Origin of the sequence: Azoarcus olearius, assembly GCF_001682385.1 — a bacterium.
GTDB lineage: Bacteria > Pseudomonadota > Gammaproteobacteria > Burkholderiales > Rhodocyclaceae > Azoarcus > Azoarcus olearius.
The window spans coordinates 503,695-528,706 of record NZ_CP016210.1 but is presented as its reverse complement, the minus strand read 5'-3'; the positions used below and the strand labels follow the sequence as shown (position 1 = coordinate 528,706).

Sequence of the window (25,012 nt, the reverse complement as noted above, 5' to 3'; positions counted from 1 at the left end):
TACGCCAATGACCCAACGTCTGCGTGAAATCCCCTATAACTACACATCGTTCTCCGACCGCGAGATCGTCATCCGCCTGCTCGGCGCCGAGGCGTGGTCGGTTCTGGACGAACTGCGCAGCGAACGCATCACCGGGCGCTCGGCCCGCATGCTGTACGAAGTGCTGGGCGATATCTGGGTGGTGCGGCGCAATCCCTACCTGGAAGACGACCTGCTCGCCAGCCGCGAGCGCCGCGAGGCGCTGGTCGGCGCGCTCAACCACCGCGTCAGCGAGGTCGAGAAGCGCCGCCAGGGCAACGACCGCGTCGCCCTGCTGATCGGCCGCGCGCGCGAGGCCGTCGCCGACTTCGAGCGCTGGTTCGACGACAGCGCGCGCAAGCGCAAGGCGGTGCTGAAGTCGCTCGGCCGCCTCACCCGCCGCGACAACATCTGCTTCGACGGCCACGCCCGCGTGTCGCACGTCACCGACGCTACCGACTGGCGCGTCGAATACCCCTTCGTGGTCCTCTACCCCGACACCGAGGAAGAAATGGCGCCGCTGGTGCGCGCCTGTATCGAACTCGGCATGACCATCATCCCGCGTGGTGGCGGCACCGGCTACACCGGTGGCGCAGTACCGCTGGACGCCAATTCGGTGGTGATCAACACCGAGAAGCTGCTGGCGATGAGCGCGGTCGAGGACATCGCCCTGCCCGACGCCGACGGCAAGCCGATGGCCGCGCCCTACGCCACCATCCGCACCGGCGCCGGCGTCGTCACCGACCGGGTGTCGGAAGCGGCCTCGGCCGCCGGCCGCGTGTTCGCGGTCGACCCGACCTCGGCCTCGGCCTCCTGCATCGGCGGCAACATCGCGATGAACGCCGGCGGCAAGAAGGCGGTGCTGTGGGGCACCGCGCTCGACAACCTGGCGTGGTGGAAGATGGTCACGCCGGACGGCAACTGGCTGGAAGTCGAACGCCTCGACCACAACTTCGGCAAGATCCACGAGCAGGAAACCGTGCGTTTCCGCCTGCGCCGCTTCGACGGCATCAGCTACAAGCCGCTGGGCGAGGAAATCCTCGCGATGCCGGGCGCGGCCTGCCGCAAGGACGGGCTGGGCAAGGACGTCACCGACAAGTTCCTCGGCGGCGTGCCGGGCGTGCAGAAGGAAGGCACCGACGGCCTCATCGTCGCGGCGCGCTGGGTGCTGCACAAGATGCCGCCGGTCACCCGCACCGTCTGCCTGGAATTCTTCGGCCAGGTGCGCGAGGCGGTGCCGGCCATCGTCGAGATCACCGACTACTTCAAGCCGGGCGGTGCCGGCAACGCCGCGGGCGTGCTGCTCGCCGGCCTCGAACACCTCGACGAGCGCTACGTGAAGGCGGTGGGCTACACCACCAAGGCCAAGCGCCACGGCCGGCCCAAGATGGTGCTGATCGGCGACATCGTCGGCCACGACGAGAACGCGGTGATGGCCGCCGCCTCCGAAGTGGTGCGCATGACCAATGTGCGCGGCGCCGAAGGCTTCATCGCGGTGTCGCCGGAGCAGCGCAAGCGCTTCTGGCTGGAGCGCTCCCGCACCGCGGCGATCTCGCGCCACACCAACGCCTTCAAGGTCAACGAAGACGTGGTGATCCCGCTGCCGCGCATGGGCGACTACTGCGACGGCATCGAGCGCATCAACATCGAGCTGTCGATCCAGAACAAGCTGGAACTATGCGACACGCTGGCCGGCTTCCTGCGCGGCGAGCTGCCGCTCGACCAGGGCGATGCCAACCTCGCCTCCGAAGAACTCATCGGCGACCGCCGCGAGGCCGCGCTCAACTACGTCGAAGCGGTGCGGCTGCGCTGGGAATGGCTGCTGGAAAACCTCGACCTGCCGCTGGCAGAAGCGGAATCGCGCTTCGCCGCCTACGGCATCGTCGCCGGCGAACTCTCCAACCGCGCCGCCAATCCGCGCCTGTTCCACCGCCTGCAGGACTACTCCATCCGGGTGTCGTGGAAGACCGAACTCAAGCCGCGGCTGGACAAGATCTTCGACGGCGTGGTGTTCCGCCCGGTGCTCGCCCGCATTGCCGAACTGCACAAGCAGGTGCTGCGCGGCCGCGTGTTCGTGGCGCTGCACATGCACGCCGGCGACGGCAACGTGCACACCAACATCCCGGTGAACTCCGACCACTACGAGATGCTGCAGACCGCCAACCGCGCGGTCGACCGCATCATGGCGCTGGCGCGCAGCCTGGACGGCGTCATCTCCGGCGAGCACGGCATCGGCATCACCAAGCTCGACTACCTCACCGACGCCGAGATGGCCAACTTCTGGGCCTACAAGCAGAAGGTCGACCCGGAAGGCCGCTTCAACCGCGGCAAGCTGATGAAGGGCGGCAACCTCGACAACGCCTACACGCCGAGCTTCAACCTGATGGGGCACGAGTCCCTCATCATGGAGCAGACCGAGATCGGCGAGATCGCGCACGACATCAAGGACTGCCTGCGTTGCGGCAAGTGCAAGCCGGTGTGCTCCACCCATGTGCCGCGCGCCAACCTGCTGTACTCGCCGCGCAACAAGATCCTCAGCACCTCGCTGCTGGTCGAGGCCATGCTCTACGAAGAGCAGACCCGCCGCGGCGTGTCGCTGGCGCACTGGGCCGAGTTCGAGGACGTCGCCGACCATTGCACGGTCTGCCACAAGTGCGAAAAGCCCTGTCCGGTGGACATCGACTTCGGCGACGTCTCGATCAAGATGCGCAACCTGCTGCGCAAGCAGGGCAAGAAGTCGTTCAACCCCGGCAAGGCCGCGGCGATGGCCTTCCTGACGGTGAAGGACCCGGCGACGATCAAGCTGATCCGCACCGGCATGCTGGAATGGGGCTTCAAGGCGCAGCGCTTCGCCCACAAGGTCGGCAAATCGCTCGGCCTGGTGCAGCCGCAGGTGAAGGCGCCGCCGGCCACGCTCGGCAAGGCGCCGATCAAGGCCCAGGTCATCCACCTGATCAACAAGCCGATGCCGGGCAAGCTGCCCAAGCGCACCAGCCGCGCGCTGCTGGATATCGAGGACGACAAGGTCATCCCGGTGATCCGCGACCCGCAGAAGGTCAATGGCGACTCGGAAGCGGTGTTCTACTTCCCCGGCTGCGGCTCGGAGCGCCTGTTCAGCCAGGTGGGGCTGGCCACCCAGGCCATGCTCTACCACGTCGGCGCGCAGACCGTGTTGCCGCCGGGCTACCTGTGCTGTGGCTACCCGCAGACCTCGGCCGGCGAGGACGACAAGGGCCAGAAGATCACCACCGACAACCGCGTGCTCTTCCACCGCGTCGCCAACACGCTGAACTACCTCGACATCAAGACGGTGATCGTGTCCTGCGGCACCTGCATGGACCAGCTGCAGAAGTACGAATTCGAGAAGATCTTCCCCGGCTGCCGGCTGCTCGACATCCACGAGTACCTGATGGAAAAGGGCGTCAAGCTGGAAGGCATCCAGGGCGTGAACTACATGTACCACGAGCCCTGCCACACCCCGATGAAGGTGCATTCCGGCATCAAGGTGGCCAACGCGCTGATGGGCACCCGGGTCGATCTCAACGACCGCTGCTGCGGCGAATCCGGCACGCTGGCGGTCGCGCGCCCGGACATCTCCACCCAGGTGCGCTTCCGCAAGCAGGAAGAGATCGAGAAGGGCGTCGCCAAGCTGCGCGAAAGCCAGCCCACCGCGCCGACCAAGATCCTCACCTCCTGCCCGGCCTGCCTGCAGGGCCTGCACCGCTACGCCGACGACGCCGGCGGCGTGGAGCCGGACTACATCGTGGTCGAGGTCGCCAAGCATCTGCTCGGCGACAACTGGATGCCCGACTACGTCGCCAAGGCCAACAGCGGCGGCATCGAACGCGTGCTGCTGTAAGCCCCCGGGGCCGCGCGGGCGGCCACGTAAACGCACATCGCCGGCCGCGGGTCACCCCGCCGCCGGCGATGTCTTTTTCGGCGCCCGCGCGAGCGGATCAGCCGATCAGGTAGTCCAGCGCCAGCCCGGCGAACACCGCCGCGCCCAGCCAGTTGTTGTGGCGGAAGGCCTTGAAGCACGGGGCCCGTTCGCGGTGGCGGATCAGCGTGTAGTGGTACAGCGCCATACCGGCCGCAACCGCCAGACCCGCGAAGTAGAGCGCGCCGCGCCCCGCCTGCGCGCCTACCCAGGCGAGCAGGCCGAGCGCCACCGCGTAGCACAGCATCACCGCCGCCACGTCGAAGCGGCCGAAAGTGATCGCCGAGGTCTTGATGCCGATCTTGAGGTCGTCGGGCCGGTCCACCATCGCGTACTCGGTGTCGTAAGCCACCGCCCAGAAGATGTTGGCGAGCAGCATCACCCACGCGATCAGCGGCACGTCGCCCTGCACCGCGGCGAAACCCATCGGGATGCCGAAGCCGAAGGCGATGCCGAGATAGGCCTGCGGGATCGCGAAGAAGCGCTTGGTGAAGGGATAGCTCCCGGCGAGGAACAGCGCCGGAAAGGACAGCCAGATCACCAGCGGATCGAGCGGCAGGATCAGCACGAAGGACAACGCCGACAGCCCCGCCGCCAGCGCCAGCGCCTCGCGCGTGCTCACCGCGCGGGTGGCGAGCGGGCGGTTGCGGGTGCGTTCGACATGACCGTCGAAGTCGCGGTCGGCGTAGTCGTTGATCACGCAGCCGGCCGAACGCATCAGCACGGTGCCGATCGTGAAGATCACCAGCACGTGCAGCGGTGGCTTGCCGTCGGCGGCCAGCCACAACGCCCACAGCGTGGGCCACAGTAGCAGCAGCGAGCCGATCGGTTTGTCCAGCCGCATCAGGCGGCCGTAGAGGGGAAGACGGTCAGAGAGGGTCATCGGGCAATCCGAGTATCGCGGGCAGGAAGAACTCGCTCACCAGCAGCGAGCGGCCATGCAGGCGGAACACCGAGCGCCGCGCCCACAGTGCCGGCGGCAGCGTCGCGGCGCCGGCGAGCGCGCGTCGGGCAAGATGATAACGCGCGTCGGCGGCCCCGATGCGGGCGCAGGCCAGCGGTTGGCGGCGGATGCGCGGATCGGAAAACAGCGCCGCGCCCAGCGGCCGGCTGCCGATGCCGCGCCACAACCGCAGCCAGCCGCCGCGCTGCTCGCGCTGCGCCAGCACGCTGCGCGCAAACACCACCGGGCGACCGTCGGCGATCAGCAGCACCTCGCGCAGCAGTGCGCGCTCGCCGGCGCGCAGGCCGAGCAGACGGCGTTCGTCTGGGGTCAGGGCGCCAGCCGATTGGCGCAGCACCCGCACCCCGAACATGCCGCAGCGCATGCGGATACGGGCGGTGAGCGAGGCGGGATCGGTCAGCCAGGGGCGCAGCCGGCGCTCGGCGGTGCGCGGCGGGCGGGCGAGCCAGGACTCGCCGGAAGCGGGGTGCTGCATCGGTGACACGGGAAAGCGGAGCAAGGCCGTGATCTTAGCCGACCGGCTCGGCCATCAGGCGCGCAGCAGCGACTCCCGCCCACCGAGCCAGCGCTGCATCAGTGCATCGGCCTGGGCGGGGGCGTCACGCAGCAGGCGTTCGGCAAGTGCGCGCGCGGGTTCGATCAACCCGGCGTCGAGTTCCAGATCGGCGTAGCGCAGCAGCGGCACGCCGCTCTGGCGGGCACCGACGAATTCGCCCGGGCCGCGCAGTTGCAGATCCTCACGCGCGATCGCGAAGCCGTCGGTGTGTTCATAGATGACCTTCAGCCGCGCGCGCCCGTTCTCCGACAGCGGCTGGGCGAACAGCAGGATGCACACCGATTCCGCGGTGCCGCGCCCGACCCGCCCGCGCAGCTGATGCAACTGGGCGAGCCCGAAGCGCTCGGCGTGTTCGATCACCATCAGGCTCGCATTGGGCACGTCCACGCCGACCTCGATCACCGTGGTCGCCACCAGCACCTGCAGCTCGCCGGCGGAAAAGGCGGCCATCGTCGCCGACTTCTCGTCGGCCTTCAGGCGGCCGTGCACCAGGCCCACACGCAGTTCGGGCAGCGCCTCCGACAGCGCGGCGTAGGTGTCGAGCGCGGTCTGCAGTTGCAGCGCCTCGGACTCCTCGATCAGCGGGCACACCCAGTAGGCCTGGCGACCCTGCAGGCAGGCGTCGCGCACACGGCCGACGACCTCCTCCCGGCGCGCCTCCGACACCAGCTTGGTGCGGATCGGCGTACGCCCCGGCGGCAGTTCGTCGAGCACCGAGACGTCGAGGTCGGCGTAGTGGGTCATCGCGAGCGTGCGCGGGATCGGCGTGGCCGACATCATCAGCATGTGCGGGCGCAGGCCGTGCGCGCCCTTCTCGCGCAGCGCCAGGCGCTGGCGCACGCCGAAACGGTGCTGCTCGTCGATGATCGCCAGCGCGAGGCGCGGCAGTGCGACCTCGTCCTCGATCAGCGCGTGGGTGCCGACGGCGAGCAGCACCTCGCCGCTCTGCAACCTGGCAAGTTCGGCCTCGCGCTCGCGCTTCCTGCGGCTGCCCGACAGCCAGGCGATGCCGACGCCAAGCGGCTCCAGCCAGGCGGCGAGCTTCTTGTAGTGCTGTTCGGCAAGGATTTCGGTCGGCGCCATCAGCGCCGCCTGCCAGCCGTTCTCGGCGGCCTGCAGCATGGCGAGCGCGGCGACGATGGTCTTGCCGCTGCCGACATCGCCCTGCAGCAGGCGCTGCATCGGATGGGCGGCGCCGAGGTCGGTGGCGATCTCGCCGACCGCGCGCTGCTGCGCGCCGGTGAGCGCGAACGGCAGGCCGCGGACCAGTCCGGCGGTGAGCTGCTGGCGCGCCGGCAGCACCACCGCCTCGCGCGCGCGGCGGGCGTTGTAGGCGCGCCGCAGCGAGAGCTGCTGTACCAGCAGTTCCTCGAACTTGATGCGCCGCCAGGCCGGATGCTCGCGGTTCTCCAGCGCGATCGGATCGGCATCCGGCGCCGGGTGGTGCAGCGCGGTCAGCGCCTCGGCGAAGCCGGGCAGGTCGAGCGCGCGGCGCGCGTCTTCCGGCAGCAGATCCTGCAGCGGCACCGTCTTCAGCGCGCGGTCGATCAGCTTCCTCAGCGTGGCCTGGCCCAGCCCGGCTGTAGTCGGATACACCGGCGTCAGCGCTTCCGGCAAGCCTTCACCGGGGTCGATGTTGCGCACCCGCGGATGCACCATCTCGTCGCCGAAGAAGCCGCCCCGCACTTCGCCGAACAGCCGCACCCGGCGCCCGACCGCAAGCTGCTTCTGCTGGGAAGGGTAGAAATTGATCCAGCGCGCGACGAGCGTGCCCGAGTCGTCGCGCACCCGCGCCACCAGCTGGCGGCGGGGGCGCAGCACGACTTCGCAGGAGGTGACCTCGCCTTCGATCTGCGCCGGAAAGCCGGCGCGGGCGACGCCGATCGGCGTCAGCCGGGTTTCGTCCTCGTAGCGCAGCGGCAGGTGGACGACGAGGTCCTCCTGCCGGTGCAGGTCCAGCTTGCGCAGGCGCGAGGCGAGCTGCTCGCCCAGTCCCGCCCAGCCCGACTGCACGTGGCGCTCAGCCGAGCACCAGGATGGCGTCGGCCTCGACCACCGCGCCCTTGGGCAATTCCTTGACGCCTACCGCGGCGCGCGCCGGATAGGGCTCGGCGAAATAGCGCGCCATGATCTCGTTCACCTTGGCGAAGTTGGCGAGGTCGGTGAGATAGATGGTGAGCTTGACCACGTCGGCGAGCGAGCCGCCCGCGGCCTCGGCCACCGCCTTCAGGTTTTCGAACACGCGCACGGTCTGCGCCTCGAAGCCGTCCACCAACTGCATGGTGGCCGGGTCGAGACCGATCTGGCCGGACAGGTAAACCGTGCCGCCGGCCTTTACGGCCTGCGAGTAGGTACCGATCGCGGCGGGCGCATTGGGGGTGGAAACGATGCTGCGGCTCATGGAGTCTTCCTCGGATGGGTCTGAGAGCCGCATTGTAAACCGGCGCGCGCCGCCCGCCGCCGCCATGCGCATGGCGTGCGGCCGGGCGGGCGGCGGATTTCAGGCGCGTTCGCGCAGGACGATGTCGCAGCCGAGGCGGTTGATGACCTTCTGCAGGCCGCGCCGGCCCTCGACGTTGATCACCAGCGGCGCCATGAAGTTGGCGCGCAGGCCGGTACTGGCCGGCGAACCCGCCTCGCCGTCCTTGCGCACGATCACCGCCACCAGCGCCTCGGCCGGGCTGGCCAGCCCCAGCGTCGCGACTTCCTCGTCGCTGAGCGCGAACTCGTAGTTGATGCCGAGCTGCTCGGGGCCGGTGATGGAGAACGCCACGTCGGCGTCGTCCACGCTCTGCAGCAGGAACACCGCGGTGTCGCTGCCTTCTTCATGCACCAGCACGAAGCGCTTGCAGTGTTCGAAACCCGGCAAGCCCGCCGGGAACTCGATCACCTTGTCATCGGACACTTCGGCGCTGCCGAATACCGGGCTTTCGATCTTCATGTTGTTTTCCTCCTGCTGATCCCGGACGGGCCGCGTTGCCCGTCCGCCTGCTCCACACCGGCCGCCGGCGGCGGCCGGACTCCTAGCGGCCGCCCCTGGGCGGCACGACGATGCCTTCCTGGCGGTGCGCCCGCTGCAACTGGCGCTGCGCCGCTTCCATGCTCTTGCGGTCGGGAAAGGGGCCGAGCACGACACGGCTCTCGACCCGTGCCGGCAGCCCCTTCGCGGCGAGTTCGGCCTGCAAGGCGCTGGCGTTGACCGGATTGCCGAATACCCCGAGCTGCAGCAGATAACCATCCTTCACCGGCGCGGCCACCACCGCGGGCACCGGCGGCACCGCCGGCACGGCGGGCGGCCGCGGGGCGCCGGGCGGCGTCACCGGCGCGCTCGCCGGCGCCTCGGGCAGTGTGCGCGCCGCAGCGCCGGCGATTGCGGCCGCGGCGGGCTGGGGGGAAACCGCAGCCCCGGCCGGTTCCGCCGGGCTGGGTAATGATGCTGATGTGGGTGCCGCTGCCGTTGGGGGCGCCGGCATGGCGGGCGCTTCAGCAGCGGCTGCCGGTGCCGTGGCTGCGGGGGCGGGTGCCGTGGCTGCGGGGGCACTGATGGCCGGGAGTGCCACCGCGGCTGCCGCGGCCTTGTCCGTATCCGCCTGAGCGGGGGGCGCGGGTTGCGCCGCAGCCCCAGGTACCGCGGCGGGCTGCACCGCGGCCGCAGTCAGGTCCGCGGCCGGGTCCCGGCCGTCCTCCACCACCAGCAGCCCCACCAGCAGCGCCAGCGCGGCCGCCACCGCAATGCCGGCGCGCAGCAGCGCGGCGTTGCGGCCCGCGCGGGTGTCTTCGCTCACCGCGCGGCCCCGTCGTCGCTGCGGGCCGCCAGCGCGCGCACCAGCTCGGCCTCGGCCACGGTGATACCGCAGCGCTCGGCGATCGCCTCCACCGGCAGGCCGCGGCGGGCGAACACCAGCGCCTCGCTGTACTCGGGCGACGCGTTCTGCCCCGCAAGCCCGCTTTCGAGCTGTTCGCGCAGTGTGCGCAGGCTGTCGTGCAGACCGCCGATTTCCTGCTGCTGCACGTCGAGCGCGGCGCGCAGGCCGGCGACTTCACGGCGCAGACGCTGCAGTTCGAGTTCGAGCTGGAAGGCGTCCGGCCCCGCCGGCGGCGGCGATCGGACCGGCGCGGGGGCCGCAGCAGGCGTCGCCACCGGCGCCGGGGCGCGCTCGGCCGCGGCCGGCAGCGGCGCGTAGTCGAAGCCGCCGTCGTCTTCGTCATCGTCGGGCGCGTCGTCGTCGGTTACCGGCGCCAGGCGCTGCGGCGCCGGGCGGTCCGCCCGTCCCGCGCGCCAGCCGCCGCGCACTGCGCGCAGCAGCTGCCAGCCGCCGTAGAGCAGCAGCAATGCGATCGCGATGCCGAGCAGCAGGCGCAGACTCACGCCGCGGCTCCGCGCGCGAGCGCCTGGTCGAGATCCCAGAGGATGTCGTCCAGGGTTTCGATGCCGACCGACAGCCGCACCATGTCCGGCGGCACGCCGGCGGCGCGCTGCTCTTCTTCGGAGAGCTGGCGGTGGGTGGTCGAGGCCGGGTGGATCACCAGGGTCTTGGCGTCGCCGACGTTGGCGAGGTGACTGATCATCTGCAGCGCCTCGATGAAGCGCTCGCCGGCGGGCTGGCCGCCGCGGATGCCGAAGGACAGGATGGCGCCCGGGCCCTTGGGGAAGTAGCGCTGCGCCAGCGCGTGCTCGGGGCTGGCGGCGAGGCCGGGGTAATTCACCCACGCCACCGCCGGGTGGGCGGCGAGGAAGTCCGCCACCGCGCGCGCATTGGCGACATGGCGGTCCATGCGCACATGCAGCGTCTCCAGCCCCTGCAGCAGCATGAAGGCGTTGAACGGCGACAGCGCCTGGCCGAAGGTGCGCAGGGTTTCCATGCGCGCCTTCATCGTGAAGCCGAAGTTGCCGAAGGTTTCGTAGAAACGCACGCCGTGGTAGCCCGGCGATGGTTCGACCATCTGCGGGAAGCGGCCGTTGTCCCACGGGAAGGTGCCGGATTCGACCAGCACGCCGCCCATGGTGGTGCCGTGGCCGCCGATGTACTTGGTGGCCGAGTGGATGACGATGTCGGCGCCGTGCTCAAGCGGCCGGCACAGGTAGGGCGAGGCGAGCGTGCTGTCGATCACCAGCGGCACCCCGGCAGCCCGGGTGATCGCCGCCACCGCGGCCACGTCGAACACGTTGAGGCTGGGGTTGCCGATGATCTCGCCATACACCGCCTTGGTGCGGTCGGTGATCGCGGCGCGGAAGTTCTCCGGGTCGGACGGATCGACGAACACCGTGCCGATGCCGAGCCGGCGCAGGCTGACGTCGAGCTGGGAATAGCTGCCGCCGTACAGCGTGCGCGCCGCGACGATTTCGTCGCCCGCCTGCGCCAGCGTCAGCAGCGCGGTCATCTGCGCGGCCAGGCCGGACGAGGTGGCGAGCGCGGCGCGGCCGCCTTCGAGCGCCGCCATGCGCTCTTCGAACACCGCCACCGTGGGGTTGGAGATGCGCGAATAGACGTTGCCGAAGGTCTGCAGGTTGAACAGTTCGGCCGCGTGCTCGGGCGAATCGAAGACGAAGGAGGTGGTCTGGTAGATCGGCACCGCGCGCGCGCCGGTTTCGGCGTCGGGCTGCTGGCCGGCGTGCAGGCAAAGGGATTCTATGCCGAAGCGATGATCGGGCATGGGCGCGGGGACGCTGAGGAATTGCGCCGATAATACTGGCCCCACCCTCGCCCGCCAAATCCCGATGACTTTCGATTTTGCGCTGCTGCTGTTCTGGCTGAAGAAACTGGTCGCGGCCTTCGTGCTGCCGCCGCTGCTGCCGCTGGTGCTGGGCGCGGCCGGGTTGCTACTGCTGCGGCGCCGGCGCCGCCTCGGGCTGGCGCTGGCCTGGAGCGGCATCGCCGCCGGGCTGCTGCTGAGCACGCCGGCCTCGGTCAGCCGCATGCTGGTGCCGCTGGAGCCCACGGCCGTGGTGGACATGGAAGCGGCGCGCGGCGCGCAGGCGATCGTCATCCTCGGCGGCGGCCGCCGCAGCCATGCCGCGGAATACGGCGGCGACACGGTGAACCGGCTGACGCTGGAACGGCTGCGCTACGGCGCCCGGCTGGCACGCGCCACCGGCCTGCCGCTGCTGGTCAGCGGCGGCGCGCCCAGCGGCGATGTGCCGGAAGCGACGCTGATGGCGGCGGCGCTGCGCGAGGACTTCGGCATCGCCCCGCGCTGGGAGGAAGGCGGCTCGTTCGATACCCGTGACAACGCGCGCCTGTCGGCAGCGATGCTGCGCGCCGACGGGGTCACGCGGGTGGTGCTGGTGACCCACGCCGCGCACATGCGGCGCGCGGAGGCGGAATTCGCCCTGCACGGACTGGCGGTGGTGCCGGCCCCCACCGCGTGGCTGGGGCCCGGCCCCGAGCGCGCCGACGACGACGACGAGGTGTGGCCCAGCCTGCCCAGCCAGGGCACGGCCTACGCCGGCTGGTACGCGCTGCACGAATGGATGGGCCTGCTCGCCTACCGGCTGAGCCGCTGAGCAGCAGGCCGGCCGGCGGCGGCTCAGACGTCCTTGAAGCCCGGCTTGCGCTTGCCGAGGAAGGCGGTGACGCCTTCGGCGAAGTCGGCGGTGGCACCGCAGCGGCCGAAGGCTTCGGCCTCGTTCTGCAGTTGCGACTCGAGCTGGTTGTCGTGCGAGCCGGCGAGCAGGCGCTTGATCTCGGCATAGGCGTGGCGCGGACCGGCCTTGAGCCGGGCGACGAACTGCTCGGTCACCGCATCCAGTTCGGCCTCCGGCACGGCGCGGTTGATCAGGCCCAGGCGCAGGGCTTCGGCGGTGTCGAAGCGCTCGGCCAGCAGCAGCAGCTCGGCGGCCTTGCGGCGACCGACCAGGCGCGGCAGGAAGTAGGATGCGCCGCCATCGCCGGGCAGGCCGATCGCCGAATAGGCGGTGGTGAACACGCTGTTGTCGGCGCACAGCGCGAAGTCGCAGCCCAGCATCAGCGACAGCCCGAAGCCGGCGCAGGCGCCGCGCACCTTGGCGATCACCGGCTGCGGCAGGCCCTGCAGGGTTTCCACGGTGGGATTGATGTGCTGCGCGATCATCGCGCGGAAGGTCGCCAGGCGCGCCTCGGACGACAGGTGCAGGTGCTCGGAGAAGTCCTTCAGGTCGCCGCCGGCCATGAAATGCGCGCCGGCGCCGGTGATGACCACCACCGCCACGTCCTTGCGCGCGGCAAGCGCGCGGACCGCTTCGGCAAGGTCCTGCATCATCGCCACCGACAATACGTTGAGCACGTCGGGGCGGTTCAGCGTCAGGGTGGCGACGCCATCGGCGACGTCGAGCAATACGGTATCGGCCATCTCGGGGGGCTCCAGGGGGTTGCGGCGGCGCACCCGCGGCGCCGCCCAGAGCCGGAAGTTTAGCGGCCCGCGCCGCCTATACGCGTTCGAAGATCGCGGCCGCGCCCATGCCGGTGCCGACGCACATGGTGATCATCCCGTGGCGCACGCCGCCCTGCCGCATCGCGCGCATCAGCGTGGCGGTGCGGATGGCGCCGGTGGCGCCGAGCGGATGGCCGAGCGCAATCGCGCCGCCCTGCGGATTGACCCGCGCCGGGTCGAGCCCCAGCGTGCGGATGACGGCCAGCGCCTGCGCGGCGAAGGCTTCGTTGAGTTCGATGCGGTCGAGCGCGTCCAGCCCGAGGCCCGCCAGCCACAGCGCGCGCGGGATCGCTTCGACCGGCCCGATCCCCATCACCCGCGGCGGCACGCCCGCCACCGCATAGCTGCGGAAGCGCGCAAGCGGCGTCACGCCGTAGCGTTGCAGCGCGGTCTCGCTCATCAGCAGCACCGCACCGGCGCCGTCGGACATCTGCGAGCTGTTGCCGGCGGTGACCGAGCCGCGCGCGGCGAACACCGGCTTGAGCCTGGCGAGCGCTTCCAGCGTGGCGTCGGCGCGCGGCCCTTCGTCGGTGTCGACGATGCGCTCGGCAATCCGCACGGTGCCGCCTTCACCCGGCAGGTGGCTGCGCACGGTGTAGGGCGCGATCTCGTCGCCGAAGCTGCCATCGGCGATCGCGGCGCTGGCGCGCTGGTGCGACTGCAGCGCGAAGGCGTCCTGGTCGGCGCGGCTGACTTTCCACTCTTCGGCCACTTTCTCGGCGGTGAGGCCCATGCCGTAGGCGATGCCGATGTTTTCCTGGCGGGCGAAGATCTCGGGATTGAGGCTGACCTTGTTGCCCATGATCTGCGGCATCGCGCTCATGCTTTCGGTGCCGGCGGCGATCATCACGTCGGCTTCGCCGAGGCGGATGCGGTTGGCGGCATCAGCCACCGCCTGCAGGCTGGAAGCGCAGAAGCGGTTGAGGGTGACGCCCGGCACCCGCTCCGGCAACCCGGCCAGCAGCAGCCCGATCCGCGCCACATTCATGCCCTGCTCGGCTTCCGGCATCGCGCAGCCGGTGATCACGTCGCCGATCTCGCCGGCGTCGAGCGCCGGCACCTGGGCCACGACCGCGCGCAGCACATGCGCCAGCATGTCGTCCGGGCGGACATGGCGGAAAGCGCCATTGCGCTTGGCCACCGGGGTGCGCACCGCGGCAACGATGTAGGCGTCCTGGACCTGTGTGCTCATGTGTCTGTTCTCCTCGTGTCTTTCGGTGCCACGCATGGTTGCAGCGCCAGGCGGGGCATTCGCTCCGAGGGCTGCGGAACTCGTTCGCTACGCGCCCTCGGACAGTCCTCGCCCTCTCCACAAACGCCCCACCCGTCCCTGCAGCCAAGTCGCCGCTGGCAGGTCGGGCGGCTGGAAGAGCGAAGGGCGAAGCGCTTGCCGATGCCGACGCGCTGCCCGGGCGCTCTCCTTGCAAGGGCCGAACCGGCGCGCTTAGCCCCCTCCCCTTCAAGGGGGTGAGGGCAGGGTTTCGGCAAGCGCTGCTTGCCGCTGACCGAACGACGGTGCCCTGCGGCACCGGCTACCGGGTTGGGGTGGGGATGGGGTGAAGGGCCGCGCCAGACCGGATCCCGCTCCTCCTGCCCATGGTCCTGCCGAATCGCGCCACCACGCGTCCACGCCCCCCTAACGGCCCCTCAATTCCGCAACGGCTTCCCCGTCTGCAGCATGTGCGCGATCCGCTGCTGCGTCGCCTCGGTCTGCAGCAGTTCCACGAACAGCGCCCGCTCCACGTCCAGGATCCACTGCTCGCTCACCCGCGCGTTGGTGTCCACCTCGCCGCCGCACAGCGCGGTCGCAGCGGCCTTGGCAACCTTGTAGTCGTGCGCCGAGATGAAACCGCCCTCGGCCATGTTCACCAGCATCAGCTCGCAGGTGGCAATGCCGTTGCGCCCGGCGACCACCACCGCGCGTTCGGGCAGCGGCGGGTGCCAGCCGGCTTCGGCCAGTGCGCGGGCGCGACGGAGCGCCACGTACAGCACCTCCTGCGCATGGAGCACGATGTCGTCGCCGGGCGCGGCGAAGCCGAGTTGCACCGCCTCGTGCGCGCTCTTGGCCACGGTGGCCTTGGCGATGGTCTCGAAGCTGCGCTGGATGAACGGAAACACGTCGCCCCCGGCCGCCCGCTGCGCCAGCCGGTGGGCCTGCAGCGCAAACTGCTTGCTGCCGCCGCCGGCCGGGATCAGGCCGACGCCGGCTTCCACCAGGCCCACGTAGCTTTCCAGCGCCAGCACGCGGTGGGCGCAGTGCATCAGGAACTCGCAGCCGCCGGCCAGCGCCATGCCCTCCACCGCGGCCACCACCGGCACCTGCGCGTGGCGCAGCGCCAGCGCGGCCTGCTGGAAGCGGGCCACGGTCTGCTCCAGGCGCGCGAACTCGCCGGCGCTGCAGGCTTCGCCCACCTGCTGCAGGTTGGCGCCGACCGAAAACGGCGCCGGTTGCCACAGCACCAGCCCGTCGAGATCACGCTCGGCGCGCGCCACCGCCTCCAGCACGCCCTCCAGCACCGCGCCGCCCACCGTGTGCATCTTCGATTTGAACGACAGCACGCCGATGCCGGCATCCAGCGCCGGCAGCCGCCACAGACGCACGCCGTCGCCGCGTTCGCCGCACTCCCACAGGGTTTCGCCACGCTCGGGGGGCGCCTCGCCGACCAGCCGCTCGGCCTGCAACTGGCGCGCATAGACCGGCAGCGCCGGGCGCGGCTGCAGCGCCGCGGCCGCGGGGCTCCAGGACCCGCCCGCGGCATGCACGCCGTCGCGTTCGAACACCCAGTCGGGCAGCGGCGCGTCGCTCATCGCGCGCCCGGCGGCGATGTCCTCGCGGATTGCCGCCGCCACCTCGGCCCAGCCCGCTGCCTGCCAGGTTTCGAACGGACCTTGCGCCCAACCGAAACCCCAGCGCATCGCGCTATCCACGTCGCGCGCGTTGTCGGCGATGTGCTCCAGGTGGTAGGCGCAGTAGTGGAAGACGTCGCGGAAGCTGGACCACAGCAGTTGCGCCTGCGGGTGGGCGCAGGCGGCGAGTTCGGCCAGCTTCTCGGCCGGGTCGCGCAGCGCGAGGATCTCTGCCACCTCCACCGCCACCTCACCGGCCGCGGCACGGTAATCCAGCTGGGCGGGTTCGAACACGAGGATCTGGCGGCCTTCCTTGCGGTAGATGCCGGCCTGGGTCTTCTGCCCGAGCGCGCCGTTGGCGATCAGGGTGTCGAGCCAGCCGGGCAGCGCGAAGTGGCCATGCCAGGGGTCGTCCGGCAGGCCGTCCTGCATGGTGCCGACCACATGCGCGAGCGTGTCGAGGCCCACCAGGTCGGCGGTGCGGTAGGTGGCGCTCCTGGGCCGGCCGATGCGCGGCCCGGTGATCGCATCCACCTCGTCGAACGCGAGCCCCAGCCGGGTGGTGTGGTGCATCACCGCCAGCACCGAAAACACGCCGATGCGGTTGGCGATGAAGTTGGGGGTGTCGCGGGCGCGCACGATGCGCTTGCCCAGCCGCGTGGTCAGCCAGCCTTCGAGCGCATCGAGCAGGGCCGGGTCGGTGTCCGGCGCGGGGATCAGTTCCACCAGCGCCATGTAGCGCGGCGGGTTGAAGAAATGCACGCCGCAGAAGCGCGGCCGCAGCGCCGCCGGCAGGCCCTCGGCGAGGCGGGCGATCGACAGCCCCGAGGTGTTGGAAGCGAACACCGCGCCGGGCGCGAGATGCGGCGCCACCTTGGCGTAGAGGTCCAGCTTCCACGCCATCTTCTCGGCGATCGCCTCGATCACCAGCTCGCACTCGCCCAGCCGGGCAAGGTCGCTGCCGTAGTTGGCGGGCGTGATCGCGGCGGCGAGCGCGCGGCTCGCGAGCGGCGCCGGGTCCAGCTTCGCCAGCCCGGCAATCGCCTTTTCCACCACCGTATCGGGCGGCCCCGCCGGCGCCGGCAGATCGAACAGGATCACCTGCAAACCGGCGTTGGCGCAGTGCGCGGCGATCTGCGCCCCCATGACGCCGGCGCCGAGCACCGCCACCTTGCGTATCAGCATCTTGCTCACCGTCATCCCCCCTGCTGTGCGGCGGCGTGCCGCGACCCGCTAGAACGCCACCGAGTACTGCGCGCCGAGTATCCACACGCTGGAATCGTACTCGCCGGTGACGCGGCCGCGGCCGAGCGCCGCCTGGTCGTTGTCGATCTTGGTCTTCGGCACGTAGAGGTAGGCGAGGCCCAGATCCACCCGCACGCCGCCGCCCGGCATCCACTGCGCGCCCGCGGCGAACCAGGTGCGGTCGTTGTCGGGCAGCGAAACCAGACGATGCGCCCTGTCCTTTACCGGACTTTGATCCCACGCCAGCCCGGCCTTGAGCTTCCACGCCGCGTTGAGCCGGTAGCCCGCGCCCAGCGCCACCCGCCAGGTGTCGCGGAAATCGGTGTCCAGCGTCTGCACGGTGACGCCGCTCAAGGGGCCGGAGTCGCGCACGATGTCGACCTTGTCGATCTTGCTCCAGCCGGTCCAGCTGATGTCGCCGAGCAGTTCCCAGCGCTCGTCCAGCCGGTGCACCGCGCTGAGGATGAAGGTATCCGGCAGTTCGACGTCAGCCTTGGCCTTGCCGCTGCTCAGTGCCGGCGACAGGCCGGCCGCGGCGCCCTTCACCTTCAAGTCGCCCTCCAGCGTGTGCTTGATCGCCGAGCGGTAGGACAGCCCCAGCCGCGTCGCCGGCGACAGCGTGATCAAGGCGCCCACGTTCCAGCCCCAGGCGTCGGAATCGGCGTCGAGGATCGCGCGCGTACTCGACAGCGGCAGCGGCGCCGGCAGCACCGCGGCGACGCGTTCGTACTCCACCTCCATCCGCTGCCAGCTCAGCCCGCCGCCCACCGACACCCGCTCGTTGACGCGCCAGGCGATCGACGGGTTGATGTTGTAGGTCTTGATGTCGAAGCTGACCGAGTGCGCGGCGCCCACCCAGTTGTCGTCGTATTCGGTGATCAGCCCGAACGGCGCGCCGAGGCCGACGCCCACGTAGAGATCCGGCCGCAGCGCCCACGACACGTAGGCGTTGGGCAGGTAGGCCCACGACCCCGCGTCGCCGCCGTCACCCCCGAGCGCGCCGGTGGCGGTGGAGCCGCGGTCGCTGAACTCGAAGCGCGGACGCACCGCGGCGAGACCGACCGACAGCTCGCGCTCGCGCAGCGCGGTCATGCCGGCGGGGTTGAAGAAGATGGTGCTGGCGTCCTCGGCCACCGCGGCGGAGCCGGCGTAGGCGTTGGCGATGCCGCTGGCGTTCTGCTCCAGCAGCTGGAAGCCGGCGGCGAAGGCCGGCGCCGGGCCGGCGGCGAGCGCAAGCGCCGCCGCTACCCGGGTCAGGGTCGTGGTTTGCATCGGTATCGTCTCCTCCTGTGCGGCCCCCGCCGCTCCGGCACACCGGGGTGTGCCCCCCGGTCGGTCAGCAAGCCAGGTGCCCGTGCCGGGGCACCCGCCAGTCACTCGGCCGGAATCGGCCGTTTGCCCCCCTTTTCGTCCATCGCGACGTAGGTCAGCTTGGCCTCGGTCACCTTCACCACGAAAGGATTGGCGTGGCCGCGTTCGGCATAGACCTCCACATCCACCGTCACCGAAGTGCGGCCGGTGGCGACCACGCGCGCGTAGAAGCTCACCAGATCGCCCACCGAGACCGGCTGCTTGAACACGAAGGAGTTCACCGCCACCGTGGCCACGCGCGACTTGGCGCGGCGGTTGGCGGGAATCGCGCCGGCGATGTCGACCATCGACATGATCCAGCCGCCGAACACGTCGCCGGAAGGATTGAGGTCGCCGGGCATCGGCACCACGCGCAGGGTGAGGAACTTGTCGTCGGGGAGGGAGATGTTCTCGACAGGAGGGGTCATCGCGATACCTGTTGTGTTGTAGGAGCCGGTCCAGTTTGCTGCTTTGCAGCAGAGGCGCCAATCCGGAAATCGCGCCCCTGCGCATGATGCAGCGGACCGCCCGTCCAGGGTGCGAAACCCGCCCCGAAGATGAGCCCCGCATCGGCGAGGTCGGCATCGGCCACCACGCCTTCGGCCACGCTGTGCCGCACCGCCGCCAGCAGCGGGGCGAGCACGCGCTCGGCCAGTCCCTCCGGCACCGCCTCCACCGGCGCGCGCCCGACGATGCGCGCCTCCCCGCCCGGCTGCGGCGCCCAGCGGTAATAGCCCTCGCCCGTCTTGCGCCCGAGCTTGCCTTCGGCCACCCGCGCCGCCAGTTGCGGCGGCACCTCGGCGCCCGCCGCCAGGGCCTTGCCGGCCGCCAGCGCCACGTCCAGCCCGACGGTGTCGACCAGTTCCACCGGGCCCATCGCCATGCCGAAGCGGGTCAGCGCCGCATCCACCACCGCGGGCGCCACGCCCTCTTCGACGCAGCGCAGGGCTTCCAGCATGTAGGGCGCCAGCGCGGCGTTGACCAGGAAGCCGGGCACATCGCGCACCGGCAGCGCCAGCTTGTCGAGCAGGCGGACGAAGGCGGCCGCGCGCGCCGCATCCTCCGCCGCGGTGGCCGCGGCGCTCACCACCTCCACCAGCGGCATCTTTGCCACCGGATTGAAAAAATGGATGCCCACCAGCCGCGCCGGCGTGCGCATGCCGGCGGCGATGTCGGCCAGCCGCAGGCTGGAGGTGTTGGTGGCGAGCAGCGCGTCCGGTCGGGCACGGGCTTCCAGGTCGGCGAACAGCGCACGCTTGGCATCGAGGTTTTCGCTGATCGCCTCGATCACGAGGTCGGCCGCGGCCACCCCGCGCCCCTGCGGATCGGGGATCAGCCGGTCCAGCGCCAGCCGCTGCGCGCGCGCGTCGCAGCGCAGGCGGCGCTCGAACAGCCGCGCGGCGCGCGCGATGGCCGGCGCAATCCGGTCCACGCCCTGGTCCTGCAGCGTCACCCGCAGCCCGGCCAGCGCGCACACCGCGGCAATGTCGCCGCCCATGATGCCGGCGCCCACCACATGCACCTGGCGCGGCGCGAACGCCGCCTGCCTGCCGAAGCCTTTCAACCGCTCGCGCAGGAAGAACACGCGCGCCAGGTTGTGCGCGGTGGGCGAGGCGAAGATCGTCTCCAGCGACGCCGGATCGCCCGCCGGCACGGCCAGCGCATTGCCGCCGTGGCGCGCCCAGATGTCGATGATCGCGAACGGCGCGGGGTAGTGCGCGCGGCTGACGCGGGCCGCCGTCTGGCGCTGCGCGCGCGCCGCGACCAGCGGCTTCAGCGGCCCGTTGAGCAGGCGCGCGAGCAGGCCGGGCGAGGCCGGACGCTGGCCCGAGCTGACCAGCACGCGGGCGGCGTTTTCCATCACCCGCGGCGGCACGCAGTCGTCCGCGAGGCCGAGCCGGCGCGCGCGGCGCGCATCGAGGCTGCGGCCGGTGAGCATCATGTCGAGCGCGGCCACCGGACCGATCAGCGCCGGCAGGCGGCGCATGCCGCCCCAGGCCGGAACGATGCCGAGCATTACCTCCGGCAGCGCGAGCCGGGTGGCGGGCTCATCCACCACCAGGCGGTAGCGGCAGGCCAGGGCCAGCTCCAGCCCGCCGCCCATGCAGTGGCCGCGGATCAGCGCCAGCGTCGGGCAGCGCAGCGCGGCGAGGCGGTCGAACAGGCGCCAGCCGCGTTCGACCAGCGCGCGCGCCGCATGCGGATCCGGCAGCGCGGAGAACTCCTCGATGTGGGCCCCGGCGACGAAGCCGGCCGGCTTGGCGGAAGCGATGACGAGCGCCGCCGGCAGGTTGGCCTCCAGCGCCGCCAGCACCACCTCGAATTCGTCCAGCACCGCGGCCGACAGGGTGTTGGCGCTGGCGCCGGCCCGGTCCAGCCACAGCCACAGGATCGCGTCCGGGCTGCGCTCGATGCGCCAGTGCTGCCAGTCACTGCGGGCGAGATCGGCCACCGCGTTCATGCCATTGCCTCCACCAGCATCGCCCCGCCCTGCCCGCCGCCGACGCACAGGCTGGCGATGCCGCGCGCGCCGGCCACGCCCTCGCGCCGCAGTACATGCAGCAGGTGCAGCACGATGCGCGCCCCGCTCGCGCCCACCGGATGCCCGAGCGCGACCGCGCCGCCGTCGACGTTGAGGCGGGCCGGGTCGGGCGCGCCGGGCGCGGGCAATCCGAAGTGGTCCTGGCAATAGCCGTCGTCGTCCAGCGCACGCAGGCAGGCGATGAGCTGGGCGGCGAAGGCTTCGTTGATCTCCCACGCGGCGAGGTCGCGCGTGGCCAGTTGATGGCGGGCGAGCAGCGGCATCGCCGCATGCACCGGGCCAAGGCCCATGTGTTCGGGCGGCAGCGCCGCCCACGCGCTGTCGACGATGCGGCCGAGCGGTTGCAGGCCGTGGCGCTCCACCGCGGCGGCCGAGGCCAGCAGCAGCCACGCGGCGCCGTCGCTGACCTGCGAGCTGTTGCCGGCGGTGACGCGGCCGTAGCGCTTGTCGAAGAAGGGTTTGAGCCGCGCGAGTGCGGCCGGCGTGGAGTCGCGCCGCACGCCGTCGTCGGCCGCGTACACCGTGCCGTCGCGCCCCACCAGCGGCGCCAGTTCGTCGGCAAAGCGGCCGCCGTCGTGCGCGGCGATCGCGCGGCGGTGGCTTTCGGCCGCATACACGTCCATCTCCTCGCGGCTGATGCGGAACTGCCAAGCGAGGTTCTCGGCGGTCTGGCCCATCATCTGCCCGACATAGGGGTCGGTGAGGCCGCGCACGATGCCGATCACCGGCGCGAGGTAGGCGGGGCGGAAGTGGCGCAGCGCGGCCAGCTTCTGCCCCGCGCCCTTGGCCGCGTACCAGCCGGCGAGCCAGCGCACCATCGCGTCGGAGAACAGCAGCGGCGCGCGCGACAGCGCATCGACGCCGCCCGCCAGCACCAGATCCGCGCGGCCGCCGCGGATGTTGGCGCAGGCGGAATCGAGCGCCTGCATGCCGCTGGCGCAGTTGCGCATCACCGTCCAGCCGGGCACCCGGGGCCCGCAGCCCATCCGCAGAGCCACCACGCGGCCGATGTTGACCTCGTCCGGCGACGGACTGGCGCAGCCGAGGATGACCTCGTCGAGCACATCGGGGGCGAAGGGCTGGCGCAGCAGCAGCGCGCTGCCGGCGGCGGTGGCGAGATCCGCCGCGGCAAACGGCCCGGGCGCGTTGCGCGCCTTCAGGAAGGGCGTGCGCGCGCCGTCGATGATGTACACGTCGCGTGCTTCCGGCATCGCATTCATGCTCATGCCACCGCCCTCCTGTCGCCGCGCGACATCCTCCCCGAGGGAGGACGCACCCGCTTCGGGCGGCCGGGCGCGGGTGCTCACGCCACCGCCCTCCTGTCGCTGCGCGACATCCTCCCCGAGGGAGGACGCACCCGCTTCGGGCGGCCGGGCGCGGGTGCTCATGCCACCGCCCTCCTGTCGCTGCGCGACATCCTCCCCGAGGGAGGACGCACCCGCTTCGGGCGGCCGGGCGCGGGTGCTCATGCCACCACCCGCATCTTCGGCGCCGCTTCGCTGCCGGTTTCGGCGGCGAGGTCGAAGGGGAAGTCGTCCACCCGGATCACCTTGTCGCGCAGTTCGGCGCGGCGCTGCAGCAGCGCGAATTCGGCGGCGTCGATGATGCCGTCGGTGTGGGCGCGGGCCCACAGCGCATCCACGCCGCCCGCCACCAGCGCGCCGGGGGCAAAGCGCCCCTCGCGCTGCGCGGCCTTCACCTTTGCTTCGACCGGCTCGGCCGCGATCGTGGCCGCCAGCGCCGCCTCCAGCGCCCCCAGCGGCTCGTCGAGGTCGGCCGGCAGATGCACCGCGGCGGTCAGGCGGTCGCGCGTGGCCGAGGGCGCGATCAGGCGGTCCGCAACGGCGTGCCCCAGCGCGTCCGACGGCACCACGTAAGGCCGGCCGAGCGGAAACACCAGCCGCCGCAGCAGCGTCGCGAGCACGGGGTTGGGGAAATTGGCGATCACGCCTTCGAAGGCGTTCTGGGCGCGGAACATGCAGTCCCAGATCGCCCAGTGCATCAGCGGCGCGTCCTCGGCCTGGCGGCCCTCGGCCTCGTAACGCTTGAGCACCGCGGTGGCCAGGTAGAGCAGCGAGAGGATGTCGCCGAGCCGCGCGGAGAGCTTTTCCTTGCGCTTCAGCGCGCCGCCCATGGTGCCCATGGAGATGTCGGCGATGAATGCGAAGGCCGCCGAGAAGCGGGTGAGCTGCTGGTAGTAGCGGCGGGTTTCCGGCGCCACGTCGATCGGCACCGCGACCACGTGCGAGCCGGTCAGTCCGGTCACCAGCGCGCGCGCGGCATTGCCCAGCGTGTAGCCGATGTGGCCCCAGAACGCGCGATCGAACGCGGTGAGATCACCCCGGCCCGCGGCGTGCATCTCGTCCAGCACGTGCGGGTGGCAGCGGATCGCGCCCTGGCCGAACAGGATCAGGCTGCGGGTGAGGATGTTGGCGCCTTCCACCGTGATCCCCACCGGCACCTGCTGGTAGGCGCGGCCGAGGAAGTTCTGCGGGCCGAGGCAGATGCCCTTGCCGCCGATCACGTCCATGCCGTCGTTCACCGTCTGGCGGGCGCGTTCGGTGACGTGGTACTTGACGATGGCGGACACCACCGCGGGCTTCTCGCCGAGGTCGATCGCGCCGGCGGTCATCACCCGCGCCGCGTCGCTGAGATAGGTGTTGGCGCCGATCCGGGTCAGCGCTTCCTCCACCCCCTCGAAGCGGCCGATCGCGGTCTTGAACTGGTGGCGCACGCGGGCGTAGGCGCCCACCGCGCGCGCGGTGAGTTGCTGCATGCCGGCATTGGAGCCGGGCAGCGAGATGCTGCGCCCGGCCGCCAGGCACTCCATCAGCATCCGCCAGCCCTGCCCGGCCATCTGTGGCCCGCCGATGATGAAATCGAGCGGCATGAACACGTCCTTGCCGCGGATCGGCCCGTTCATCCACACCGCGTTGAGCGGGACATGGCGGCGGCCGATCTCCACCCCGGGATGCTCGCGCGGCACCAGCGCGCAGGTGATGCCGAGATCGACCGTGTCGCCGAGCAGGTGGTCGGGGTCGTACAGGCGGAACGCAAGGCCGAACACCGTGCATACCGGCGCCAGCGTGATGTAGCGCTTGTCGAAGGACACCCGCATGCCGAGCACCTCGCGCCCCTGCCACTGGCCGGTGCACACCACCCCGGCATCGGGAATCGACGCCGCATCGGAACCCGCCCACGGGCTGGTCAGCGCGAAGGCGGGGATCTCCAGCCCCTGCGCCAGCCGCGGCAGGTAGTGCAGCTTCTGCGCCGGCGTGCCGTAGTGCAGCAGCAACTCGGCCGGGCCGAGCGAGTTCGGCACCATCACCGTCACCGCCGGGGCGGACGAGCGGGTGGACAGCTTGGTGATGACCTGCGAGTGGGCGTAGGCGGAAAAGCCCTTGCCGCCGTATTCCGCCGGGATGATCAGGCCGAGAAAGCCGCGTTCCTTGATGAACTGCCACACCGGCGCCGGCATGTCCTGCAGCCGGGTGGTGTCCCAGTCCTTGACCAGCCGGCACAGCGCCTCGGTGTCGTCATCGAGGAAGGCCTGCTCGGCGGCGCTGAGGCGCGGCCACGGAAAGCCGGCGAAGCGGCGCCAGTCCGGATCGCCGCGGAACAGTTCGCCCTCCCACCACACGGTGCCGGCTTCCAGCGCGTCGCGTTCGGTCTGCGACATCGCCGGCAGCGCGCGGCGGAAGGCGGCGAACACCGGCGCGGTGACCACGCGCCGCCGCAGGGGCGCCACCAGCAGCAGCGCCAGTGCCACGCCCAAGGCGAGCAATGCACCCACGGCCAGCATCGGCGGCCAGCCGCCCGCCCATGCGAGCGCGGCCAGCCAGGCGAGCACGGCCAGCGCGGATGCGACGGGCGGCACGCGCCGATAGGCGAGCGCGACCAGCAACGGGGGAAGGCCAAGCAGGATCCACCACACCATCGTCGTCTCCTCGTTGCGGGCGCCCCGATCTTGCGTCGTGTTCGCCGCGCGGTGTGCAACCGGACGTAGGCGTTCGGCATCGGCCCCGCCGGGTTGTTCCCCGCCGTTTCGTCATGCCAAGGCAACGCGGCCGCGCGCACCGGCGGCGCGGAGAGGAATTGCATCACGCCGGGCGTCGACCGGACTATGCCGGTTTCGCACGTTTG

At 71.2% G+C, this 25,012-nt stretch carries 18 protein-coding genes; 2 read left to right on the top strand and 16 right to left on the bottom strand.

Going from position 1 to position 25,012, the window contains the following annotated elements; all coding sequences use genetic code 11:
- Positions 1-7 precede the first annotated feature (7 nt).
- Positions 8-3,877: a DUF3683 domain-containing protein gene (locus tag dqs_RS02425; protein WP_065339560.1), complete on the top strand. Its 3,870-nt coding sequence runs from the start codon at positions 8-10 to the stop codon at positions 3,875-3,877.
- 97 nt (positions 3,878-3,974) lie between these two features.
- On the opposite strand, the gene ubiA is transcribed toward dqs_RS02425, so the two are convergent.
- The 8 genes from ubiA to dqs_RS02385 form a co-directional block, all read right to left on the bottom strand.
- Positions 3,975-4,838, bottom strand: a complete 864-nt coding sequence (gene ubiA, locus dqs_RS02420; protein ID WP_065339559.1) for a 4-hydroxybenzoate octaprenyltransferase — start codon at positions 4,836-4,838, stop codon at positions 3,975-3,977.
- Positions 4,825-5,394 (bottom strand): chorismate--pyruvate lyase family protein, encoded by a 570-nt coding sequence (locus dqs_RS02415; RefSeq protein WP_011764213.1) that lies wholly within the window; start codon positions 5,392-5,394, stop codon positions 4,825-4,827. Before dqs_RS02415 ends, ubiA begins: the two co-directional genes overlap by 14 nt.
- Positions 5,395-5,448: 54 nt before the next feature.
- A complete protein-coding gene (gene recG, locus dqs_RS02410) occupies positions 5,449-7,488 on the bottom strand; it encodes an ATP-dependent DNA helicase RecG (RefSeq protein ID WP_065339558.1) in 2,040 nt (679 codons plus the stop codon).
- Between the two features lie 7 nt (positions 7,489-7,495).
- Positions 7,496-7,876, bottom strand: coding sequence for a RidA family protein (locus dqs_RS02405; RefSeq protein WP_011764211.1), 381 nt, complete (start codon positions 7,874-7,876; stop codon positions 7,496-7,498).
- 99 nt (positions 7,877-7,975) lie between these two features.
- Positions 7,976-8,416, bottom strand: coding sequence for a flagellar assembly protein FliW (gene fliW, locus dqs_RS02400; protein WP_011764210.1), 441 nt, complete (start codon positions 8,414-8,416; stop codon positions 7,976-7,978).
- Between the two features lie 82 nt (positions 8,417-8,498).
- The gene (locus tag dqs_RS02395; RefSeq protein WP_065339557.1) at positions 8,499-9,260 is read right to left on the bottom strand and encodes an SPOR domain-containing protein; all 762 of its coding nucleotides are present in this window, start codon (positions 9,258-9,260) and stop codon (positions 8,499-8,501) included.
- Positions 9,257-9,844 carry a DUF2802 domain-containing protein gene (locus tag dqs_RS02390; protein ID WP_065339556.1) on the bottom strand — a complete coding sequence of 196 codons (588 nt, stop codon included), beginning with the start codon at positions 9,842-9,844 and terminating at the stop codon, positions 9,257-9,259. The genes dqs_RS02395 and dqs_RS02390 overlap by 4 nt, the downstream gene beginning before the upstream one ends.
- On the bottom strand, positions 9,841-11,130 hold the full coding sequence (locus dqs_RS02385) for an O-acetylhomoserine aminocarboxypropyltransferase/cysteine synthase family protein (RefSeq protein WP_065339555.1): 1,290 nt from the start codon (positions 11,128-11,130) through the stop codon (positions 9,841-9,843). The genes dqs_RS02390 and dqs_RS02385 overlap by 4 nt, the downstream gene beginning before the upstream one ends.
- A 64-nt stretch (positions 11,131-11,194) precedes the next feature.
- Between dqs_RS02385 and dqs_RS02380 the strand changes: the two genes are divergently transcribed.
- A complete protein-coding gene (locus dqs_RS02380) occupies positions 11,195-11,980 on the top strand; it encodes a YdcF family protein (protein WP_041642235.1) in 786 nt (261 codons plus the stop codon).
- 23 nt (positions 11,981-12,003) lie between these two features.
- On the opposite strand, the gene dqs_RS02375 is transcribed toward dqs_RS02380, so the two are convergent.
- From dqs_RS02375 to dqs_RS02340, 8 genes are all read right to left on the bottom strand, one after another.
- Entirely contained in the window at positions 12,004-12,804 is an 801-nt protein-coding gene (locus tag dqs_RS02375) for an enoyl-CoA hydratase/isomerase family protein (protein WP_065339554.1), read from the bottom strand.
- A gap of 76 nt (positions 12,805-12,880) precedes the next feature.
- Positions 12,881-14,077, bottom strand: coding sequence for an acetyl-CoA C-acyltransferase (locus dqs_RS02370; RefSeq protein ID WP_065339553.1), 1,197 nt, complete (start codon positions 14,075-14,077; stop codon positions 12,881-12,883).
- A gap of 455 nt (positions 14,078-14,532) precedes the next feature.
- A complete protein-coding gene (locus dqs_RS02365) occupies positions 14,533-16,926 on the bottom strand; it encodes a 3-hydroxyacyl-CoA dehydrogenase/enoyl-CoA hydratase family protein (RefSeq protein ID WP_065341614.1) in 2,394 nt (797 codons plus the stop codon).
- A gap of 39 nt (positions 16,927-16,965) precedes the next feature.
- A complete protein-coding gene (locus dqs_RS02360) occupies positions 16,966-18,249 on the bottom strand; it encodes an OmpP1/FadL family transporter (RefSeq protein ID WP_065339552.1) in 1,284 nt (427 codons plus the stop codon).
- Positions 18,250-18,350: 101 nt separating this feature from the next.
- Complete coding sequence (locus tag dqs_RS02355; protein WP_011764201.1) at positions 18,351-18,755, bottom strand: acyl-CoA thioesterase; 405 nt, start codon at positions 18,753-18,755, stop codon at positions 18,351-18,353.
- Positions 18,752-20,788, bottom strand: a complete 2,037-nt coding sequence (locus dqs_RS02350) for a 3-hydroxyacyl-CoA dehydrogenase NAD-binding domain-containing protein (RefSeq protein WP_065339551.1) — start codon at positions 20,786-20,788, stop codon at positions 18,752-18,754. The genes dqs_RS02355 and dqs_RS02350 overlap by 4 nt, the downstream gene beginning before the upstream one ends.
- On the bottom strand, positions 20,785-22,095 hold the full coding sequence (locus dqs_RS02345) for an acetyl-CoA C-acetyltransferase (RefSeq protein ID WP_236778723.1): 1,311 nt from the start codon (positions 22,093-22,095) through the stop codon (positions 20,785-20,787). The genes dqs_RS02350 and dqs_RS02345 overlap by 4 nt, the downstream gene beginning before the upstream one ends.
- Before the next feature lie 239 nt (positions 22,096-22,334).
- Positions 22,335-24,806, bottom strand: coding sequence for an acyl-CoA dehydrogenase (locus tag dqs_RS02340; protein ID WP_065339550.1), 2,472 nt, complete (start codon positions 24,804-24,806; stop codon positions 22,335-22,337).
- Positions 24,807-25,012 lie beyond the last annotated feature (206 nt).

What these genes read in the sequence shown, in the direction of transcription:
- dqs_RS02360 (WP_065339552.1), bottom strand. Translation starts at nt 18,249, where the DNA reads ATGCAAACCACGACCCTGACCCGGGTAGCGGCGGCGCTTGCGCTCGCC.
- dqs_RS02425 (WP_065339560.1), top strand. Translation starts at nt 8, where the DNA reads ATGACCCAACGTCTGCGTGAAATCCCCTATAACTACACATCGTTCTCC.
- dqs_RS02340 (WP_065339550.1), bottom strand. Translation starts at nt 24,806, where the DNA reads ATGGTGTGGTGGATCCTGCTTGGCCTTCCCCCGTTGCTGGTCGCGCTC.
- fliW (WP_011764210.1), bottom strand. Translation starts at nt 8,416, where the DNA reads ATGAAGATCGAAAGCCCGGTATTCGGCAGCGCCGAAGTGTCCGATGAC.
- dqs_RS02405 (WP_011764211.1), bottom strand. Translation starts at nt 7,876, where the DNA reads ATGAGCCGCAGCATCGTTTCCACCCCCAATGCGCCCGCCGCGATCGGT.
- dqs_RS02345 (WP_236778723.1), bottom strand. Translation starts at nt 22,095, where the DNA reads ATGAGCATGAATGCGATGCCGGAAGCACGCGACGTGTACATCATCGAC.
- dqs_RS02380 (WP_041642235.1), top strand. Translation starts at nt 11,195, where the DNA reads ATGACTTTCGATTTTGCGCTGCTGCTGTTCTGGCTGAAGAAACTGGTC.
- ubiA (WP_065339559.1), bottom strand. Translation starts at nt 4,838, where the DNA reads ATGACCCTCTCTGACCGTCTTCCCCTCTACGGCCGCCTGATGCGGCTG.
- dqs_RS02385 (WP_065339555.1), bottom strand. Translation starts at nt 11,130, where the DNA reads ATGCCCGATCATCGCTTCGGCATAGAATCCCTTTGCCTGCACGCCGGC.
- dqs_RS02375 (WP_065339554.1), bottom strand. Translation starts at nt 12,804, where the DNA reads ATGGCCGATACCGTATTGCTCGACGTCGCCGATGGCGTCGCCACCCTG.
- dqs_RS02370 (WP_065339553.1), bottom strand. Translation starts at nt 14,077, where the DNA reads ATGAGCACACAGGTCCAGGACGCCTACATCGTTGCCGCGGTGCGCACC.
- dqs_RS02350 (WP_065339551.1), bottom strand. Translation starts at nt 20,788, where the DNA reads ATGAACGCGGTGGCCGATCTCGCCCGCAGTGACTGGCAGCACTGGCGC.
- dqs_RS02355 (WP_011764201.1), bottom strand. Translation starts at nt 18,755, where the DNA reads ATGACCCCTCCTGTCGAGAACATCTCCCTCCCCGACGACAAGTTCCTC.
- dqs_RS02415 (WP_011764213.1), bottom strand. Translation starts at nt 5,394, where the DNA reads ATGCAGCACCCCGCTTCCGGCGAGTCCTGGCTCGCCCGCCCGCCGCGC.